Source organism: Shewanella sp. JNE2, from assembly GCF_023159115.1.
In the GTDB taxonomy this organism is placed as follows: domain Bacteria; phylum Pseudomonadota; class Gammaproteobacteria; order Enterobacterales; family Shewanellaceae; genus Shewanella; species Shewanella putrefaciens.
On record NZ_CP096169.1, the window covers coordinates 172,647 to 192,643 of the forward strand.

Genomic DNA, 19,997 nt, shown 5'->3' on the forward strand with positions numbered 1-19,997 from the left:
GTTAGGTTCTTGCCATCAACGGTGATGGGCAAACGTGCTGAATGTAATAACTTAAGTTATTGATTCAGTCTTGGTCACATCTCGTAAGCAGAGGAAACCCATGGTTTACTCCTATTCTGAAAAGAAGCGTATTCGCAAAGACTTTGGTAAGCGTCCACAGGTGTTGGATATTCCTTACCTTTTGTCTATTCAGTTAGACTCTTTTAAGAAGTTCACCGATCAAGATCCTACCGGTGAGCGCGGTCTTGAAGCCGCCTTCCGTAGCGTTTTTCCCATCAAGAGCTTTTCTGGTAATTCAGAACTGCAATACGTCAGCTATAAGCTTGGCGAGCCTGTTTTTGATGTGAAAGAGTGTCAGATCCGCGGTGTTACGTATTCAGCACCACTACGCGTTAAATTACGCATGGTGTTGTATGACCGTGAAGCAGCGGCAGGCACTGTAAAAGATATTAAAGAGCAAGAAGTCTACATGGGCGATATCCCATTGATGACGGATAACGGTACCTTTGTTATCAACGGTACTGAGCGTGTAATCGTATCTCAATTACACCGTAGCCCTGGCGTGTTCTTCGATCATGACCGTGGTAAAACCCACTCATCGGGTAAGGTGCTGTATAACGCACGTATTATTCCTTACCGTGGTTCATGGCTTGACTTTGAATTCGATCCTAAAGATGCACTTTTCGTACGTATTGACCGTCGCCGTAAATTACCAGCGACCATCATTCTGCGTGCATTAGAATACTCTACTCAAGAGATCCTCGACCTGTTCTTCGAACGTGTTGAGTTCAAGATCAAGAAAGATACGTTAGTCATGGCGTTAGTTCCTGAGCGTCTGCGTGGCGAAACTGCCAGCTATGACATCAAGGATGCTGAAGGTTCTGTGCTGGTTGAAGCGGGCCGTCGTATTACTGCGCGCCATATTCGCCAGTTAGAAAAGACTAATACCACTGAACTCGAAGTGCCAGTTGAATATATCGTGGGCAAATATGCTGCTCAAGATTATATCGATCCGGACACGGGTGAAGTTTTAGTGTCTGCAAACAGTGAAATCAGCTTAGAAGACTTAGCGAAATTATCACTTGCTGGCATTAAAGATATCAGCACGTTGTATATCAACGAGCTAGATCATGGTGCTTATATTTCAGATACGCTGCGTATCGATTCAACCACTAACCGCTTAGAAGCACTGGTTGAGATCTATCGCATGATGCGTCCTGGTGAGCCACCAACCAAAGATGCGGCTGAAGCACTATTCCAGAACTTGTTCTTCAGTGAAGAGCGTTATGACCTGTCTAAAGTCGGTCGTATGAAGTTCAACCGTCGCCTCAGCATTCCTGATGACGAAGGTAGCGGTGTATTGTCTAAAGAAGACATCGTCGCGGTAATGAAGAACATCATTCATATCCGTAACGGTTTCGACGAAGTCGATGACATCGATCACTTAGGTAACCGTCGTATTCGTAGCGTCGGTGAAATGGCTGAAAACCAATTCCGTGTTGGTTTAGTCCGTGTTGAGCGCGCTGTGCGTGAACGTCTATCTTTAGGCGATCTGAATGAGCTGATGCCACAAGACTTAATCAACGCTAAGCCAATTTCTGCTGCAGTGAAAGAGTTCTTCGGTTCTTCTCAGCTGTCACAATTCATGGACCAAAACAACCCGCTGTCAGAAGTCACGCATAAGCGTCGTATTTCTGCTCTTGGCCCTGGTGGTTTGACCCGTGAACGTGCAGGCTTTGAAGTCCGTGACGTACATCCAACGCATTATGGTCGTTTATGTCCAATTGAGACCCCTGAAGGTCCAAACATTGGTCTAATCAACTCATTAGCAAGTTTTGCCCGTACTAACTCATACGGCTTCTTAGAAACGCCATACCGCAAGGTGATTGACGGCGTGATTACTGACGAAGTGGAATACTTGTCAGCGATTGAAGAAGGTCGTTATGTCATTGCACAGGCAAACATCGAAGTTGATGCAAATGGCCGCATGGTTGAAGAGCAGATCGCCTGTCGTCATAAAGGTGAATCGACCTTTATGCGCGCATCTGATATTCAATACATGGACGTATCGCCACAACAGATTATTTCTGTTGCTGCATCACTGATCCCGTTCTTAGAACACGACGACGCTAACCGTGCATTGATGGGTGCGAACATGCAACGTCAAGCCGTACCCACACTGCGCTCTGAAAAGCCGTTAGTCGGTACTGGTATTGAACGTACGCTAGCTGTTGATTCTGGTGTAGTAGTTGTTGCTAAGCGTGGTGGTTATATCGACTACGTTGATGCGAGCCGTATCGTTGTTAAAGTCAATGAAGATGAGCTACGTCCAGGCGAAGCGGGTATCGACATTTATAACCTGACTAAATACACCCGTTCTAACCAAAATACTTGTATCAACCAGCGCCCTTGTTGTGCAGTTGGTGAGCCAGTAGTTCGTGGTGACGTGTTAGCAGACGGTCCGTCTACTGACTTAGGTGACTTAGCTCTTGGCCAGAACATGCGCATCGCGTTCATGCCTTGGAACGGTTACAACTTCGAAGACTCGATCTTAATTTCTGAGCGCGTAGCACAGGAAGACCGTTTCACCACTATCCACATCCAAGAGCTGTCTTGTATTGCTCGTGATACCAAACTGGGTAGCGAAGAAATCACCGCTGATATTCCAAACGTAGGTGAATCTGCTCTGTCGAAACTCGACGAATCAGGTATCGTTTATATTGGTGCAGAAGTGAAGGGTGGCGATATTCTGGTCGGTAAAGTGACGCCAAAAGGCGAAACTCAGCTAACACCAGAAGAGAAGTTACTCCGTGCTATCTTCGGTGAGAAAGCGTCTGATGTGAAAGACAGCTCACTGCGTGTACCTAACTCTGTTAAGGGCACTATCATCGACGTTCAGGTATTTACCCGTGACGGCGTTGAAAAAGATAAACGTGCAGTTGAAATCGAAGAGATGCACATCGCTCAAGCACGTAAAGACTTAAGCGAAGAGTTCAAGATCCTTGAAGAAGGTGTATTGAGCCGTGCTCGTAACCTATTGTTAGGTGCAGGTTTCACAGAAACACAAATCGCAGCTATGCCACGTAAGGATGTATTGGTTCAAGTTATTGACGATGAAGCAAAACAAACTGAACTTGAGCAATTAGCTGAGCAGCATGAAGAGCTGAAAGCAGACTTCGATAAGAAGTTTGAAATTAAACGTCGCAAGATCACCCAAGGTGATGACTTGGCGCCAGGCGTACTGAAGATCGTTAAGGTTTACTTAGCGGTTAAGCGTACTATCCAACCTGGTGACAAGATGGCGGGTCGTCATGGTAACAAGGGTGTTATCTCTAAGATTTGCCCAATCGAAGACATGCCATATGACGAACAAGGTAACCCAGTAGACATCGTATTGAACCCACTAGGTGTTCCGTCACGGATGAACATTGGTCAGGTACTTGAAGTCCATATGGGCGCCGCCGCTAAAGGTATTGGTAACAAGATCACTGCAATGCTTGAAGAACAGCGCGAGCTGGCTGAAGTACGCGGTTACATCAAGCAAGTGTATGAGTTAGGTGACGAAGTGCAGCAGCGCGTCGATATCGATTCATTCACCGATGATGAAGTGATGCGTCTTGCCCAAAACTTGAAGGGTGGTATCCCGATTGCGACTCCTGCATTCGACGGTGCTAAAGAGAAAGAGATCAAGCAGATGCTTGAGCTTGCAGGCTTGCCAACCTCTGGTCAGCTGAAGTTGTATGATGGTCGTACTGGTAACGAATTTGAGCGTCAAGTAACCGTTGGTTACATGTACATGCTCAAACTGAACCACTTAGTTGATGACAAGATGCACGCCCGTTCTACCGGTTCGTACAGCTTAGTGACTCAACAACCACTGGGCGGTAAAGCTCAGTTCGGTGGTCAGCGTTTCGGTGAGATGGAAGTGTGGGCACTAGAAGCATACGGTGCCGCTTATACGCTTCAAGAAATGCTCACCGTGAAATCGGATGACGTTAACGGTCGTACTCAGATGTATAAGAACATCGTCGACGGTAACCATCAGATGCAACCTGGCATGCCAGAGTCCTTCAACGTGTTACTGAAGGAGATCCGTTCACTCGGTATTAATATCGAGTTGGATCAGGAATAAGCGTCGCCCAAAGGCAACGTTTGGCAACAGAATGGTACTCCGCAGTCGCGGAGTACCCGGTTTAACTCCTTCAGGAGAGAAACGTGAAAGACTTATTAAAGTTTCTGAAACAGCAAAGCAAGACTGAAGAATTTAACGGCATCAAAATTGGTCTGGCATCGCCTGATCTGATCCGTTCTTGGTCTTTTGGTGAAGTTAAGAAGCCAGAAACCATCAACTACCGTACCTTCAAGCCTGAGCGTGAAGGTCTGTTCTGTGCGCGTATCTTTGGCCCAGTCAAAGATTACGAATGTTTGTGCGGTAAGTACAAACGTCTGAAGCACCGTGGTGTTATTTGTGAAAAGTGTGGCGTTGAAGTCACGCAGACTAAAGTACGTCGTGAGCGTATGGGTCACATCGAACTGGCTAGCCCAGTCGCGCACATTTGGTTCTTAAAATCACTGCCGTCCCGTATCGGTTTAATGCTGGATATGACGCTGCGTGATATCGAACGCGTACTGTATTTTGAATCATTCGTCGTGATCGAGCCTGGCATGACCAGCCTTGAACGTGGCCAAATGCTGACAGAAGAAACGTATCTGGATGCGTTAGAAGAATACGGTGATGAGTTCGAAGCGAAAATGGGTGCCGAAGCTGTTCTAGAACTGCTGCGCGCTATCGATTTAGCGAAAGAAATCGAACAAATGCGTGAAGAATTACCTTCAATCAACTCTGAGACTCGTCGCAAGAAAGTGACTAAACGTCTTAAGTTGATGGAAGCCTTCTTCACTTCAGGCAACAAGCCTGAATGGATGATCTTAAAAGTACTGCCTGTGTTACCGCCTGACTTACGTCCGCTGGTACCGCTCGATGGCGGCCGCTTCGCGACTTCAGATCTTAACGACCTGTATCGCCGCGTGATCAACCGTAACAACCGTTTGAAGCGTCTGTTAGATTTAGCTGCGCCAGACATTATCGTACGCAACGAAAAGCGTATGTTACAAGAGTCTGTTGATGCGCTATTAGATAACGGTCGTCGTGGTCGTGCAATTACCGGTTCTAACAAGCGTCCTCTGAAATCTTTGGCCGATATGATCAAAGGTAAACAAGGTCGTTTCCGTCAGAACTTGTTGGGTAAGCGCGTTGACTATTCTGGTCGTTCGGTCATTACCGTAGGTCCTACTTTACGTCTGCACCAATGTGGTCTTCCTAAGAAGATGGCACTGGAACTGTTCAAACCATTTATCTATGGCAAGCTGGAAGGTCGTGGCTTAGCGACTACCATCAAAGCGGCTAAGAAGATGGTTGAGCGTGAAGTGGCGGAAGTTTGGGACGTTCTGGATGAAGTGATCCGCGAACATCCAGTAATGCTTAACCGTGCACCAACACTGCACAGATTAGGTATTCAAGCGTTCGAACCTGTACTGATTGAAGGTAAAGCCATCCAGTTACACCCACTCGTTTGTGCGGCATACAACGCCGACTTCGACGGTGACCAAATGGCGGTACACGTACCGTTAACACTGGAAGCGCAGCTTGAAGCCCGTGCCCTGATGATGTCTACCAACAACATCCTGTCACCAGCCAACGGCGAGCCTGTTATCACCCCGTCTCAAGACGTGGTATTGGGTCTGTACTACACCAGCCGTGAGCGTATTAACGGCCGTGGTGAAGGTATGGCATTTATGTCTGTTGCTGAAGTTGAAAAAGCTTACGCAACTGGCGCTGCTGAACTGCATGCCCGCGTTAAAGTTCGTATCACTGAAACCATTATTGGTGATGATGGTGAGCGCACTGAACAACGCCGTATCGTTGATACGACTGTGGGTCGTGCTCTGCTGTCACTTATTCTGCCAGCAGGTTTGTCATTTGATCTGGTTAACCAGAACATGGGCAAAAAGCAGATCTCTAAACTGTTGAACACCTGTTATCGTCAACTGGGTCTGAAAGATACTGTTATCTTCGCTGACCAATTGATGTATACCGGTTTCCGTTTTGCAACCATCTCTGGTGCCTCTGTCGGTATCGATGACATGGTTATTCCAGACGAGAAATACACCTTAGTTGCTGATGCAGAAGCTGAAGTTCTTGAAATTCAAGAGCAGTTCCAATCTGGTCTAGTCACAGCCGGTGAGCGTTACAACAAAGTTATCGATATCTGGGCAAGTGCCAACGAAAAAGTTTCTAAAGCTATGATGGAAAACCTGTCAACTGAGACAGTGATTAACCGTGATGGCGTTGAAGAGAAACAAGCCTCGTTTAACAGCATCTATATGATGGCTGACTCAGGCGCTCGTGGTAGTGCTGCACAGATCCGTCAGTTGGCGGGTATGCGTGGTCTGATGGCGAAACCTGACGGCTCAATCATCGAAACGCCAATTACCGCTAACTTCCGTGAAGGTCTAAACGTACTCCAGTACTTTATTTCTACTCACGGTGCGCGTAAAGGTCTAGCCGATACCGCATTGAAGACAGCGAACTCGGGTTACCTGACTCGTCGTCTTGTAGACGTTGCACAAGATTTAGTGGTTATCGAAGACGATTGTGGTACTCACGAAGGTCTAACCATGAAACCGCTGATTGAAGGTGGTGATGTGGTTGAGCCGTTACGTGAACGCGTACTGGGTCGTGTGGTTGCCGTTGATGTGTTCTATCCAGGCACCGAAGATGTACTAGCACCACGTAACACGCTGCTCGACGAAGCATGGTGTGACAAGTTAGAAGAGCATTCAATCGATGAAGTGATTGTGCGTTCTGTGATTACCTGTGATACCGATTTCGGTGTCTGTGCAGCCTGTTATGGACGTGACTTGGCCCGTGGTCATATCATCAACCATGGTGAGGCCATCGGTGTTGTGGCAGCACAATCTATCGGTGAACCAGGTACACAGTTAACGATGCGTACGTTCCACATCGGTGGTGCGGCATCTCGTGCGTCTGCAGAAAACAATGTCCAAGTGAAAAACTCGGGTTCATTGAAACTGCATAATGCTAAGCATGTTACTAACAGCGACGGCAAACTGGTTATCGTTTCTCGTTCTTCTGAGCTGGCCATCATCGATGAGTTAGGTCGTGAGAAAGAGCGTTACAAAGTGCCATACGGTACTGTGCTTGAGAAATTGGAAGAAGCTGCGGTTGAAGCGGGCGATATTATCGCTAACTGGGATCCACATACTCACCCAATCATTTCTGAAGTGGCGGGTAGTATCAAGTTCGTCGATATGATTGACGGTGTCACTATGACACGTCAAACAGACGAACTAACGGGTCTATCATCAATCGTGATCCTTGACGTCGGTCAGCGTGGTACAGCGGGTAAAGAAATGCGCCCAATGATCCGTCTGCTTGGCGCTAATGGTAGCGATCTGATGATCCCTGGTACAGAAGTGCCAGCACAGTACTTCTTACCTGGTAGTGCGATTGTTAACCTTGACGACAACGCGCAAATTGCCGTAGGTGACGCTTTAGCACGTATTCCACAGGAATCGTCTAAAACACGCGACATCACCGGTGGTCTGCCACGCGTTGCTGACCTGTTCGAAGCGCGTAAGCCAAAAGAGCCTGCTATTCTGGCAGAAATCTCTGGTACCATCTCGTTTGGTAAAGAGACCAAAGGTAAGCGTCGTTTGGTCATTACACCTGCTGATGGCGGCGATCAATATGAAGAGATGATCCCTAAATGGCGTAACTTAAACGTGTTCGAAGGTGAAAAAGTCGAACGTGGTGAAGTTATCGCTGACGGTCCAGAAGCGGCACATGACATTCTGCGTCTGCGCGGTATCCACAATGTAGCAAACTACATTGTGAACGAAGTTCAAGACGTTTACCGTCTGCAAGGCGTGAAGATCAACGATAAGCATATCGAAGTCATCATCCGTCAAATGCTACGTAAGTGCTTGATCACTTCTGCGGGTGACACAGAGTTCTTAGAAGGTGAGCAAGTTGAAGTGTCTCGCGTTAAGATCGCAAACCGCGAACTTATCGCACAGGGTAAAGTACCTGCGACCTTCGAACGTGAACTGCTAGGTATTACTAAAGCGTCTCTGGCAACAGAATCGTTTATCTCTGCAGCGTCGTTCCAAGAAACTACGCGCGTACTGACTGAAGCCGCCGTAGGTGGTAAGAGTGATCAACTACGTGGTCTGAAAGAAAACGTTATCGTTGGTCGTTTGATCCCAGCCGGTACAGGTTATGCTTATCACAAGACCCGCAATGATGCTCGCGCTAAGAAAGACGAGCCAGTTGTTGTGAATAAAGTCACTGCTAGTGAAGCTGAACAGAACCTCGCTGATCTCTTAAACATGGCCGGTAGCCAAGATTAAGTAATCAGTTTGTAACAAAAAGGCGCCAATGGCGCCTTTTTTATTGTAAAATGCCGCAAAAGTTGGCTATTTCTTGACAGTCAGGCATTACCTTTCTAAAATTCCGCGTCCCACTATTGTGGGATATAGATTTTTCACACCTTATCGTTGAGTTTGATTCAACTGACTCGGAGCTATACATGGCAACTGTAAACCAGTTGGTACGTAAGCCACGCGCGCCAAAAGTCGACAAGACTAACGTGCCTGCGTTGAATGCGTGCCCACAAAAGCGTGGTGTTTGTACACGTGTGTACACTACTACCCCTAAAAAACCTAACTCTGCACTACGTAAAGTAGCTCGTGTGCGTCTAACTAACGGTTTCGAAGTAACTTCGTACATCGGCGGTGAAGGCCACAACCTGCAGGAACACAGCGTGATCTTAATCCGTGGTGGTCGTGTTAAAGACTTACCAGGTGTTCGCTATCACACTGTTCGTGGCGCACTAGACTGTGCTGGCGTGAGCTCACGTCGCCAAGGTCGTTCTAAGTACGGTGCAAAACGTCCTAAGTCTTAACGTATCCGTTAAGTAAGGCCAAGCTAGTTTATTTTGAGAATTCCAGTTTTGGAAATCCCTGAAGCATACGGAGAATTGTTATGCCAAGACGTCGCGTTGTAGGACAACGTAAAATCCTACCAGATCCAAAGTTTCACAGTGAGTTGTTGGCTAAGTTCATCAACGTCATTATGCAGGACGGCAAAAAGTCGACTGCAGAAAAAATTATCTACAAGGCATTAGATGTTGTCGCTGAAAAGAAAAGCGAAAACCATTTAGTGATCCTTGAAGCAGCCCTGGACAATGTTCGCCCATCAGTCGAAGTTAAATCTCGTCGCGTTGGTGGTTCTACGTACCAGGTACCATGTGAAGTTCGTCCAGTGCGTCGTAACGCACTGGCGATGCGCTGGTTAGTTGAAGCTGCTCGTAAGCGTGGTGAAAAATCTATGGCTTTACGTCTAGCAGGTGAAATGCTAGATGCGTCTGAAAACAAAGGTACTGCTGTTAAGAAGCGTGAAGACGTGCATCGCATGGCTGAAGCTAACAAAGCCTTTGCTCATTACCGCTGGTAATTTGATGGTGTGGGCTTAGGCCCACACCATTGTTGTTGATATTGCCAAGGCAATTGTCTTGGTGGAGAGGGTATAATCGTGGCTCGTATAACCCCAATTGAGCGTTATCGTAATATCGGTATTTGTGCTCATGTGGACGCAGGTAAAACCACCACAACAGAACGTGTTCTGTTCTATACCGGTTTGTCTCATAAAATCGGTGAGGTGCATGACGGCGCCGCGACCACAGACTGGATGGTTCAAGAGCAAGAGCGTGGTATCACTATCACCTCTGCTGCGGTAACCACATTCTGGCGTGGTATGGATGCTCAATTCACTGAACACCGCATCAATATCATCGATACCCCAGGTCACGTTGACTTCACTATTGAAGTTGAGCGTTCTTTGCGCGTTCTTGACGGCGCTGTTGTGGTTTTTTGTGGTTCTTCAGGTGTTGAACCCCAATCTGAAACCGTGTGGCGTCAAGCTGACAAATACCGTGTTCCACGCTTAGTATTCGTCAATAAAATGGATCGCGCAGGTGCGGACTTTGAACGTGTAGTGAAGCAAATCAGAACTCGCCTTGGAGCAACTTGTGTGCCTATTCAATTGAATATTGGCTCAGAAGAAAACTTTAGAGGCGTGATCGACTTAATCAAGATGAAAGCCATTAACTGGAATGAAGAAGACCAGGGTATGACTTTTACTCATGAGGAGATCCCTGCAGAATTAGCGGCTAAAGCGGCTGAAATGCATGAGTATCTGGTTGAAGTAGCGGCTGAATCCTCTGATGAACTGATGGATAAGTACCTTGAAGAAGGCACGCTATCAGAAGAAGAGATTAAGAAAGCACTGCGTCAGCGTACTATAAATAATGAAATCGTTTTAGCGACTTGTGGTTCTGCATTTAAGAACAAAGGCGTTCAAGCGGTACTTGATGCGGTCGTGGAATTTTTGCCAGCGCCTATTGATGTGCCTCCAATTAAGGGCATTGATGAGAATGAGCAAGAAGTTGAGCGCCCATCAGATGACAATGCGCCTTTTGCTGCATTGGCATTTAAAATTGCTACAGATCCATTCGTAGGGACGTTAACTTTTATCCGTGTGTACTCCGGCGTACTTGAGTCAGGCTCAGGCGTTTACAATTCTGTTAAACAGAAGCGGGAACGTATAGGTCGTATCGTGCAAATGCATGCCAATGATCGAACAGAGCTGAAAGAGGTTCGTGCCGGTGATATTGCCGCGGCGATAGGGTTAAAAGAAGTCACTACGGGTGATACGCTTTGTGATAACGATCATAGAGTGATCTTGGAACGTATGGAGTTCCCTGAGCCAGTAATTACCATTGCCGTTGAGCCCAAGTCTAAAGCAGACCAAGATAAAATGGGGATTGCGCTGCAAAAACTTGCAGCTGAAGATCCATCATTCAGGGTTGAAACAGACGAAGAATCATCACAAACACTTATTTCCGGTATGGGTGAGTTACACTTAGACATCATTGTAGACCGTATGCGTCGCGAGTTTGGTGTCGAATGTAACGTCGGTAAGCCACAAGTGGCCTACCGTGAAACTATCCGAGGATCAGTTGAAGCTGAAGGTAAATTTGTACGCCAATCAGGTGGTCGTGGACAATTCGGTCACGTTTGGTTAAAACTAGAGCCTAATGAAGAAGGTGCTGGTTACGAATTTATCAATGCTATTGTGGGAGGTGTAGTTCCTCGTGAATTTATACCTGCGGTTGATAAAGGTATCCAAGAACAGATGAAGAATGGCGTTCTCGCTGGCTTCCCTGTGTTGGACGTGAAGGTCACTCTGTTCGACGGTTCATATCATGATGTGGACTCGAATGAAATGGCGTTCAAAATTGCGGGTTCTATGGGCTTCAAAAAGGGTGCGCTTGAAGCGAATCCTGTGCTGCTCGAACCTTGCATGAAAGTAGAAGTAACTACTCCTGAGAACTACATGGGCGACGTAGTTGGTGATTTAAATCGTCGTCGTGGTTTGATTGAAGGTATGGATGATGGCTTTGGTGGCATCAAAATAGTCCATGCTGTGGTGCCTCTTTCTGAAATGTTTGGTTATGCAACTGATTTGCGCTCTGCAACTCAGGGGCGTGCTTCGTACTCCATGGAGTTCTTGAAGTACTCTGATGCACCGCAAAACATTGCGAAAGCGATTATTGAATCTCGTAGCTAATTTCCAGTTACGACATAAATGTTATTATGGTCCAGCTTTGACTGGACTATTCTGAAAAGAAAGGAATATATCGTGGCAAAAGCTAAATTTGAACGTATTAAGCCTCACGTAAACGTGGGCACCATTGGTCACGTTGACCATGGTAAAACCACTCTGACTGCAGCTATCTCTCACGTACTGGCTAAGACCTACGGTGGCGAAGCTAAAGACTTCTCTCAAATCGATAACGCTCCAGAAGAGCGTGAGCGCGGTATTACCATCAATACCTCTCACATCGAATATGATACGCCATCACGCCACTACGCCCACGTAGACTGCCCAGGCCACGCTGACTATGTTAAAAACATGATCACTGGTGCTGCACAGATGGACGGCGCGATTCTGGTAGTCGCTTCAACAGACGGTCCAATGCCACAGACTCGTGAGCACATCCTGCTTTCTCGTCAGGTTGGCGTACCATTCATCATCGTATTCATGAACAAATGTGACATGGTAGATGACGAAGAGCTGTTAGAGCTAGTTGAGATGGAAGTGCGTGAACTGTTATCAGAATACGATTTCCCAGGTGATGACTTACCGGTAATCCAAGGTTCAGCTCTGAAAGCGCTAGAAGGCGAGCCAGAGTGGGAAGCTAAGATTATCGAACTTGCTGAAGCTCTGGATTCTTACATTCCAGAACCACAACGTGACATCGATAAGCCGTTCCTACTGCCAATCGAAGACGTATTCTCAATTTCAGGCCGTGGTACAGTAGTAACAGGTCGTGTTGAGCGTGGTATTGTACGCGTAGGCGACGAAGTAGAAATCGTTGGTGTACGTGCAACCACTAAGACAACATGTACTGGTGTAGAAATGTTCCGTAAACTGCTTGACGAAGGTCGTGCAGGTGAGAACTGTGGTATTTTGTTACGTGGAACTAAGCGTGATGACGTAGAACGTGGTCAAGTATTAGCGAAGCCAGGTTCAATCAACCCACACACCACTTTTGAATCAGAAGTTTATGTTCTGTCAAAAGAAGAAGGTGGCCGTCACACGCCATTCTTCAAAGGCTACCGTCCACAGTTCTACTTCCGTACAACTGACGTAACCGGTACTATCGAACTGCCAGAAGGCGTAGAGATGGTAATGCCAGGCGACAACATCAAGATGGTAGTGACACTGATTTGCCCAATCGCGATGGACGAAGGTTTACGCTTCGCAATCCGTGAAGGTGGTCGTACAGTGGGTGCTGGTGTAGTAGCTAAAATCATTGCTTAATAGCGATAGAGATTAGTGTGAAAAGGAAGCTTCGGCTTCCTTTTTTGTTTAAGGGCTAGTTTTATCCATAAATTTGTGTAAAATGCTCGCCACTCTGACGTTAAATAGTTTTTTGATGACTATTTACACAGCGGGCTTGATATCTCGATTTAGATGAGTATAATTGCCCCCTCGTTGACCTAGGTCTACGAATTAAATGATTAGTCAATTAAGTTAATCATTATCATAGCGGCTCCGATTGGGAGTCGAACGGTTAAATCATCTCGCTCTGCTTTTCTATTTAGAAGAAGCTAGAGGGTGATTTTTTATATGTCCATTTTAGGAGCTCTGGTCAATGCAGAACCAAAGAATCCGTATCCGCTTAAAGGGATTTGATCATCGCTTAATTGATCAATCTACAGCGGAAATCGTTGAAACTGCTAAGCGTACAGGCGCTCAAGTACGTGGTCCAATTCCACTACCTACGCGTAAAGAGCGTTATACCATTTTGATCTCTCCGCACGTTAATAAAGATGCTCGTGACCAGTATGAATTACGTACACACAAGCGCCTGGTTGACATCGTAGAGCCAACTGAAAAGACTGTAGACGCTCTAATGCGTTTAGATCTTGCGGCTGGTGTCGACGTACAGATTAGCTTGGGTTAATTGAGATCCTTAGAAGAGGTTTGAGAGATGGCTATCGGTCTTATTGGTCGTAAAGTTGGTATGACTCGCATCTTTACTGAAGATGGTGTTTCAATACCTGTTACAGTAATTGAAGTTGCTGGCAACCGTGTTACTCAAGTGAAAACTTTAGAAACTGACGGCTACCGCGCGCTTCAAGTTACTACTGGTACCAAAAAAGCCAATCGCATTACTAAACCAGAAGCAGGTCACTTTGCCAAGAGCGGTGTTGAAGCCGGTCGTGGATTGTGGGAAGTGCGTCTGGAAGACGGTGAAGGCGAGGGCATTGAAGTTGGTGCTGAGCTAAATGTTGATATTTTCGCTGATGTAGCGAAAGTTGATGTTACTGGTCAATCAAAAGGTAAAGGTTTCCAAGGCGGCGTTAAGCGTTGGAACTTCCGTACTCAAGATATGACTCACGGTAACTCTTTGTCGCACCGCTCGAATGGTTCTATTGGTCAGAACCAAACGCCTGGTCGCGTATTCAAAGGCAAGAAAATGTCAGGCCATATGGGTGCCGAGCGTGTTACTACTCAAAATCTAGTTGTAGTTCGTGTAGATGTTGAGCGTAACCTGCTACTAGTCCGTGGCGCTGTTCCTGGCGCTACCAATGGCGACTTGATTATCAAGCCTGCCGTTAAAGCTTAAGGTCTGAGGAGATAGTAATGGAATTGGTATTGAAAGACGCGCAAAGCGCTCTTGAAGTTTCCGAAACTACCTTCGGCCGTGACTTTAACGAGGCACTGGTTCATCAGGTAGTTGTAGCATACGCTGCAAACGCGCGTCAGGGCACTCGTGCTCAAAAGACTCGTGCGGAAGTAACTGGCTCAGGCAAAAAGCCTTGGCGCCAAAAAGGAACTGGCCGTGCTCGTGCTGGTTCTGTTAAAGGCCCAATCTGGCGTGGCGGTGGCGTAACATTCGCTGCTAAAACCCAAGATCATAGCCAAAAAGTTAACAAAAAGATGTACCGCGGCGCGCTGAAAAGCATTCTGTCTGAATTGGTACGTCAAGAGCGTTTAGTTGTTGTTGAATCTTTCGGTGTTGAGGCTCCTAAAACTAAAGAGCTGAAAGCGAAATTAAAAGCAATGAACTTAGAAGACGTTCTAATTGTGACTGCAGAAGTTGATGAGAATTTATTCTTAGCAGCTCGTAACCTGTACAAGGTTGACGTTCGTGACGTAGCGGGTCTAGACCCTGTAAGTCTGATCGCGTTCAACACTGTGCTTGTGACTGCTGACGCAGTGAAGCAAATCGAGGAGATGCTAGCATGATGATCCGCGAAGAACGTTTGCTAAAAGTTATTCTCGCTCCACATATCTCTGAAAAGAGCACTGTGAACGCTGAGAAGCACAACACTGTTGTTTTCCGTGTAGCTATCGACGCAACTAAAGCTGAAATTAAAGCTGCTGTTGCCAAGCTATTTGAAGTTGAAGTTGATTCTGTTCGCACTTTAGTGAGCAAAGGCAAAACTAAACGCACTGGTGGCCGTACTGGTCGTCGTAGCGATTGGAAAAAAGCCTATGTAACTCTTGCTGCTGGTGCTGACATCGATTTCGTCGGCGGCGCTGAGTAAGCAAAGGAGAATTATCATGGCAGTTATTAAGTGTAAGCCAACCTCTCCAGGTCGTCGCCACGTAGTTAAAGTGGTGAACACTGACCTGCATAAGGGTAAACCCTTTGCTGGCCTGTTGGCGAAAAAATCTAAAAGTGGTGGCCGTAACAATACTGGCCGTATCACTGTCCGTCACGTAGGTGGTGGTCATAAGCAGCATTATCGTCTAATCGACTTCAAACGCGATAAAGACGGTATCCCTGCAAAGATTGAGCGTCTGGAATACGATCCAAACCGCACAGCTAACATCGCGTTAGTATTGTATGCGGATGGTGAGCGTCGTTACATCCTTGCTGCTAAAGGTATGCAAGCTGGCGATAAGATCCAGTCTGGTGTTGAAGCCGAAATTAAAACCGGTAACGCAATGCCACTGCGCAACATCCCAGTAGGTTCTGTAGTACACGCAGTAGAAATGAAGCCTGGTAAAGGTGCTCAGATCGCTCGTTCTGCAGGTGCTTATGTACAAGTTGTTGCTCGTGATGGTGCATATGCCACTCTACGTCTTCGCTCTGGCGAAATGCGTAAAGTGCCAGTTGATTGCCGCGCGACATTTGGTGAAGTTGGTAATGCTGAACACATGCTACGCCAGTTAGGTAAAGCAGGTGCTAAGCGCTGGAGAGGCATACGTCCTACAGTGCGTGGTGTTGCAATGAACCCAGTAGACCATCCACACGGTGGTGGTGAAGGCCGTACTTCTGGTGGTCGTCACCCAGTGACTCCATGGGGTGTGCCAACTAAGGGTTATAAAACTCGTAGTAACAAGCGCACTGACAAGTACATCGTACGTCGTCGTAATAAATAGTAAGAGGATTCGCCATGCCACGTTCTCTCAAGAAAGGTCCCTTCATTGACCTGCACTTGCTGAAGAAGGTAGAGAAAGCGATGGAAGCCGGTGACAAAAAGCCTATTAAGACTTGGTCACGTCGCTCTATGATCATTCCAAATATGATTGGTTTGACCATCGCTGTCCATAATGGTCGTCAGCACGTTCCTGTGTTCGTAACTGACGAAATGATCGGCCACAAACTTGGTGAATTTTCACCAACTCGCACTTATCGCGGCCATGCTGCAGATAAGAAAGCGAAGAAGCGCTAATACGGGAGGAATAAGATGGAAGTTTTAGCTAAACATCGTTTTGCCCGTACGTCTGCGCAGAAGGCCCGTCTGGTTGCCGATCAAATTCGTGGTTTGCCTGTTGCTAAGGCCCTCGAAATATTGACTTTCAGCCCGAAAAAAGCCGCCGTACTGGTTAAAAAAGTACTTGACTCAGCTATCGCAAACGCCGAACACAACGAAGGTGCGGATATTGATGAGCTAAAAGTAGGAGCCGTCTTTGTAGACGAGGGTCCAACTATGAAGCGTATCATGCCACGTGCTAAAGGCCGCGCTGATCGTATCATGAAGCGTACCAGCCACATTACTGTGGTTGTATCAGATCGCTAGGAGAGAGCAATGGGACAGAAAGTACATCCTAATGGTATCCGTCTGGGTATCACCAAGCCTTGGATCTCTACCTGGTACGCAGATAAGTCAGATTATGCAAATAATCTGAACAGCGACTGGGAAGTGCGTAAGTTTCTTGTAGAGAAGTTACAAGCTGCGTCAGTATCTAAGATTGTTATCGAACGTCCAGCGAAAAGCATCCGCGTTACGATTCACACTGCCCGTCCAGGCGTTGTGATTGGTAAGAAAGGTGAAGACGTTGAAGTATTGCGTGCCGCAGTGTCAAAGCTGGCTGGTACTCCTGCTCAAATTAACATCGCTGAGATCCGTAAACCTGAGCTAGATGCCAAGTTAGTTGCTGATTCAATTGCACAGCAATTAGAGCGTCGCGTAATGTTCCGTCGTGCTATGAAGCGCGCAGTACAAAACGCAATGCGTATTGGTGCTCAAGGTATCAAAGTTCAAGTTAGTGGCCGTTTAGGCGGAGCTGAGATTGCGCGTGATGAGTGGTATCGTGAAGGTCGCGTACCTTTACATACTTTGCGTGCTGATATCGACTATTCAACATCTGAAAGTCACACTCAATACGGTGTGATTGGCGTTAAAGTTTGGATCTTCAAAGGTGAAGTTCTAGATGGAATGCTGCCACAGATTGAAGAGCCGAAGCAGCAGCAACCTAAGCGCAAGCCTCGTGGTAAATAGGAGAGCCGGCAATGCTGCAACCTAAACGTATGAAGTTTCGCAAGATGTTCAAAGGCCGCAACCGCGGTCTAGCGAACGGTACCGAAGTTAGCTTTGGTACATTTGGTCTGAAAGCAGTCGGCCGTGGCCGTTTAACTGCACGTCAGATCGAATCTGCACGTCGTGCCATGACACGTCACATTAAGCGTCAGGGACAAATTTGGATTCGAGTTTTCCCGGACAAGCCGATTACCTCTAAGCCTCTTGAAGTGCGTATGGGTAAAGGTAAAGGTAACGTTGAATACTGGGTATGTCAGATTCAACCTGGTAAGGTTCTTTATGAGATGAATGGTGTTTCTGAAGTGATCGCTCGTGAAGCGTTTGCCTTAGCTGCTGCCAAGCTTCCAATTAAGACTACCTTCGTAACTAAGACGGTGATGTAATGAAAGCGAGCGAACTAAGAGAAAAGAGCGTTGAAGAACTGAACGCTGAACTACTTGGTCTGCTGCGTGAGCAGTTCAACCTGCGTATGCAACACGCCACTGGTCAGTTGACTCAGACTCATCAACTGAAATTAGTGCGCCGTAATATTGCGCGCGTTAAGACCATTATTACTTCTAAGGCGGGTGCATAATGTCTGATAAAATCCGTACTTTGCAGGGTCGTGTAACTAGCAACAAAATGGACAAGTCCATTACTGTTGCTATCGAACGCCAAGTGAAACACCCAATTTATGGGAAATACATTAAGCGTACGACTAAGATCCATGCACATGACGAAACTAATCAGTGCAATGAAGGCGATTTAGTAGCGATTCGCGAATGTCGTCCTTTGTCTAAGACTAAATCTTGGACCCTGGTTGAAGTAGTATCAAAGGCCTAAGTTAATTAGGTATTTAGGTAAACGGCTCCAGAATGTGGGGCCGTTTGTTTTTTAATACTATACATTCCACTTTTATGGTGGTATATTTGCGCGCCATTTTTGACTAAATTCATAGCAAAAATTGGCGTTTATAGTCCCATAGTGGGAATTGTGTAGTAACGATAGCGGAGCACTTAAAATGATCCAAATGCAATCGACTCTTGACGTCGCATGTAACAGCGGCGCACGCAGAGTTCAGTGTATTAAGGTCTTGGGTGGCTCTCATCGTCGTTATGCCGGTATCGGCGACATTATCAAAGTTTCTGTAAAAGAAGCGATTCCTCGCGCTAAAGCGAAGAAAGGTGATGTGTATAACGCGGTGGTAGTCCGTACTAAGAAAGGCGTACGTCGTCCAGACGGTTCTGTCATTCGCTTCGATCGGAATGCAGCGGTTCTTTTGAACAACAACCTGCAGCCGATTGGTACTCGTATCTTTGGACCAGTGACACGTGAATTGCGTAATGAACAATTCATGAAAATTGTCTCGCTGGCACCAGAAGTACTGTAAGGAGCTTCATAATGGCAGCTAAAATACGTCGTGAAGACGAAGTGATTGTATTAGCAGGTAAAGACAAGGGTAAACGTGCAAAAGTTTCTCAAGTCCTTCCTACTGGTAAATTGATTCTTGAAGGCATCAATCTTGTCAAAAAACACCAAAAGCCAAACCCACAATTGGGTGTAGCTGGCGGTATTGTTGAGAAAGAAGCGCCAATACAAGCATCAAATGTAGCGATTTTCAACTCTGCCACTGGCAAAGCTGATCGCGTTGGTTTCCGCTTTGAAGACGGCAAAAAAGTGCGTTTCTTCAAATCGAACAGTGAACTCGTTAAGTAATTGGAGTAAACGATGGCGAAACTGCATGATAAATACCAAGAGACTGTTGTCGCTGAACTTGCTAAAAAGTTCGGTTATACCAGTGTCATGCAAGTCCCTCGGATTGAGAAAATCACCCTGAATATGGGTGTTGGCGAAGCTGTTGCAGATAAAAAAGTTATGGAGCACGCGCTCCGTGATATGACTGCGATCGCTGGTCAAAAGCCAGTTGTAACTGTTGCTCGTAAATCAGTTGCTGGTTTTAAAATCCGTGAAGGCTACCCTATTGGCTGTAAAGTGACCCTACGCGGTGAGCGTATGTGGGAATTCTTAGAGCGTTTAGTCGATATCGCAATCCCACGTATTCGTGACTTCCGTGGCTTAAGCGCTAAAGCGTTTGACGGCCGTGGTAACTACGCGATGGGCGTGCGTGAGCAGATCATTTTCCCAGAGATCGATTACGATAAAATCGATAAAATTCGCGGTATGGATATTGTTATCACTACCTCTGCGAAGACTGATGAAGAAGGTCGTGCTTTGTTAGACGCTTTTAACTTCCCATTCAAGAAATAAGGGTAGCGTAATGGCAAAAACATCAATGAAAGCACGTGAAGTTAAACGTGCACAGCTCGTAGCTAAGTATGCTGAAAAGCGTGCCGCTCTGAAAGCTATTATTGTCAGCCCAGCTTCTTCTGATGAAGATCGTTGGGATGCAGTATTAAAGCTGCAAGCTTTACCACGTGATTCCAGCGCTTCGCGTAAACGCAATCGCTGTAATCAAACTGGTCGCCCACATGGTTTCCTACGTAAATTCGGCTTAAGCCGTATTAAGTTACGTGAAGCAACCATGCGTGGTGAAGTTCCTGGCCTACGTAAGGCTAGCTGGTAAGCAC

Annotated in this window: 21 protein-coding genes; all 21 read left to right on the plus strand. The window is 46.5% G+C overall.

What is annotated here, in order from left to right:
• Positions 1-100: 100 nt before the first annotated feature.
• The 21 genes from rpoB (at position 101) to rpsN (ending at position 19,993) form a co-directional block, all read left to right on the plus strand.
• A complete protein-coding gene (rpoB, locus tag MZ182_RS00785; RefSeq protein ID WP_011787567.1) occupies positions 101-4,132 on the plus strand; it encodes a DNA-directed RNA polymerase subunit beta in 4,032 nt (1,343 codons plus the stop codon).
• An 83-nt stretch (positions 4,133-4,215) separates the two neighbouring features.
• On the plus strand, positions 4,216-8,433 hold the full coding sequence (gene rpoC, locus MZ182_RS00790; RefSeq protein WP_011787568.1) for a DNA-directed RNA polymerase subunit beta': 4,218 nt from the start codon (positions 4,216-4,218) through the stop codon (positions 8,431-8,433).
• A gap of 179 nt (positions 8,434-8,612) precedes the next feature.
• The gene (gene rpsL, locus MZ182_RS00795) at positions 8,613-8,987 is read left to right on the plus strand and encodes a 30S ribosomal protein S12 (RefSeq protein WP_011787569.1); all 375 of its coding nucleotides are present in this window, start codon (positions 8,613-8,615) and stop codon (positions 8,985-8,987) included.
• A gap of 80 nt (positions 8,988-9,067) precedes the next feature.
• A complete protein-coding gene (gene rpsG / locus MZ182_RS00800; RefSeq protein ID WP_011787570.1) occupies positions 9,068-9,538 on the plus strand; it encodes a 30S ribosomal protein S7 in 471 nt (156 codons plus the stop codon).
• Positions 9,539-9,616: 78 nt separating this feature from the next.
• Positions 9,617-11,713: an elongation factor G gene (fusA, locus tag MZ182_RS00805; RefSeq protein WP_011787571.1), complete on the plus strand. Its 2,097-nt coding sequence runs from the start codon at positions 9,617-9,619 to the stop codon at positions 11,711-11,713.
• A gap of 72 nt (positions 11,714-11,785) precedes the next feature.
• Positions 11,786-12,970 (plus strand): elongation factor Tu, encoded by a 1,185-nt coding sequence (tuf, locus tag MZ182_RS00810; RefSeq protein WP_248069340.1) that lies wholly within the window; start codon positions 11,786-11,788, stop codon positions 12,968-12,970.
• A gap of 334 nt (positions 12,971-13,304) precedes the next feature.
• On the plus strand, positions 13,305-13,616 hold the full coding sequence (rpsJ, locus tag MZ182_RS00815) for a 30S ribosomal protein S10 (RefSeq protein WP_006083601.1): 312 nt from the start codon (positions 13,305-13,307) through the stop codon (positions 13,614-13,616).
• Between the two features lie 27 nt (positions 13,617-13,643).
• Positions 13,644-14,282, plus strand: a complete 639-nt coding sequence (gene rplC / locus MZ182_RS00820; RefSeq protein ID WP_011787572.1) for a 50S ribosomal protein L3 — start codon at positions 13,644-13,646, stop codon at positions 14,280-14,282.
• Positions 14,283-14,299: 17 nt separating this feature from the next.
• Positions 14,300-14,905: a 50S ribosomal protein L4 gene (gene rplD / locus MZ182_RS00825; RefSeq protein ID WP_006083599.1), complete on the plus strand. Its 606-nt coding sequence runs from the start codon at positions 14,300-14,302 to the stop codon at positions 14,903-14,905.
• Positions 14,905-15,207, plus strand: a complete 303-nt coding sequence (gene rplW / locus MZ182_RS00830) for a 50S ribosomal protein L23 (protein WP_025008843.1) — start codon at positions 14,905-14,907, stop codon at positions 15,205-15,207. The genes rplD and rplW overlap by 1 nt, the downstream gene beginning before the upstream one ends.
• 16 nt (positions 15,208-15,223) lie before the next feature.
• On the plus strand, positions 15,224-16,048 hold the full coding sequence (gene rplB / locus MZ182_RS00835; RefSeq protein WP_011787573.1) for a 50S ribosomal protein L2: 825 nt from the start codon (positions 15,224-15,226) through the stop codon (positions 16,046-16,048).
• Between the two features lie 14 nt (positions 16,049-16,062).
• A complete protein-coding gene (gene rpsS / locus MZ182_RS00840) occupies positions 16,063-16,341 on the plus strand; it encodes a 30S ribosomal protein S19 (protein WP_006083596.1) in 279 nt (92 codons plus the stop codon).
• Between the two features lie 15 nt (positions 16,342-16,356).
• Positions 16,357-16,689, plus strand: coding sequence for a 50S ribosomal protein L22 (rplV, locus tag MZ182_RS00845; RefSeq protein WP_006083595.1), 333 nt, complete (start codon positions 16,357-16,359; stop codon positions 16,687-16,689).
• Positions 16,690-16,698: 9 nt separating this feature from the next.
• Positions 16,699-17,391 (plus strand): 30S ribosomal protein S3, encoded by a 693-nt coding sequence (rpsC, locus tag MZ182_RS00850; protein ID WP_011787574.1) that lies wholly within the window; start codon positions 16,699-16,701, stop codon positions 17,389-17,391.
• Positions 17,392-17,402: 11 nt separating this feature from the next.
• On the plus strand, positions 17,403-17,813 hold the full coding sequence (gene rplP, locus MZ182_RS00855) for a 50S ribosomal protein L16 (RefSeq protein WP_006083593.1): 411 nt from the start codon (positions 17,403-17,405) through the stop codon (positions 17,811-17,813).
• Positions 17,813-18,004: a 50S ribosomal protein L29 gene (rpmC, locus tag MZ182_RS00860; protein ID WP_007644429.1), complete on the plus strand. Its 192-nt coding sequence runs from the start codon at positions 17,813-17,815 to the stop codon at positions 18,002-18,004. The genes rplP and rpmC overlap by 1 nt, the downstream gene beginning before the upstream one ends.
• The gene (gene rpsQ / locus MZ182_RS00865; RefSeq protein ID WP_006083591.1) at positions 18,004-18,252 is read left to right on the plus strand and encodes a 30S ribosomal protein S17; all 249 of its coding nucleotides are present in this window, start codon (positions 18,004-18,006) and stop codon (positions 18,250-18,252) included. The genes rpmC and rpsQ overlap by 1 nt, the downstream gene beginning before the upstream one ends.
• 178 nt (positions 18,253-18,430) lie before the next feature.
• On the plus strand, positions 18,431-18,799 hold the full coding sequence (gene rplN, locus MZ182_RS00870; protein ID WP_006083590.1) for a 50S ribosomal protein L14: 369 nt from the start codon (positions 18,431-18,433) through the stop codon (positions 18,797-18,799).
• A gap of 11 nt (positions 18,800-18,810) precedes the next feature.
• Complete coding sequence (gene rplX / locus MZ182_RS00875) at positions 18,811-19,125, plus strand: 50S ribosomal protein L24 (RefSeq protein WP_011787575.1); 315 nt, start codon at positions 18,811-18,813, stop codon at positions 19,123-19,125.
• A 12-nt stretch (positions 19,126-19,137) separates the two neighbouring features.
• Positions 19,138-19,677 carry a 50S ribosomal protein L5 gene (gene rplE / locus MZ182_RS00880; protein WP_011787576.1) on the plus strand — a complete coding sequence of 180 codons (540 nt, stop codon included), beginning with the start codon at positions 19,138-19,140 and terminating at the stop codon, positions 19,675-19,677.
• 10 nt (positions 19,678-19,687) lie between these two features.
• Complete coding sequence (gene rpsN, locus MZ182_RS00885; RefSeq protein WP_011787577.1) at positions 19,688-19,993, plus strand: 30S ribosomal protein S14; 306 nt, start codon at positions 19,688-19,690, stop codon at positions 19,991-19,993.
• Positions 19,994-19,997: the final 4 nt, after the last annotated feature.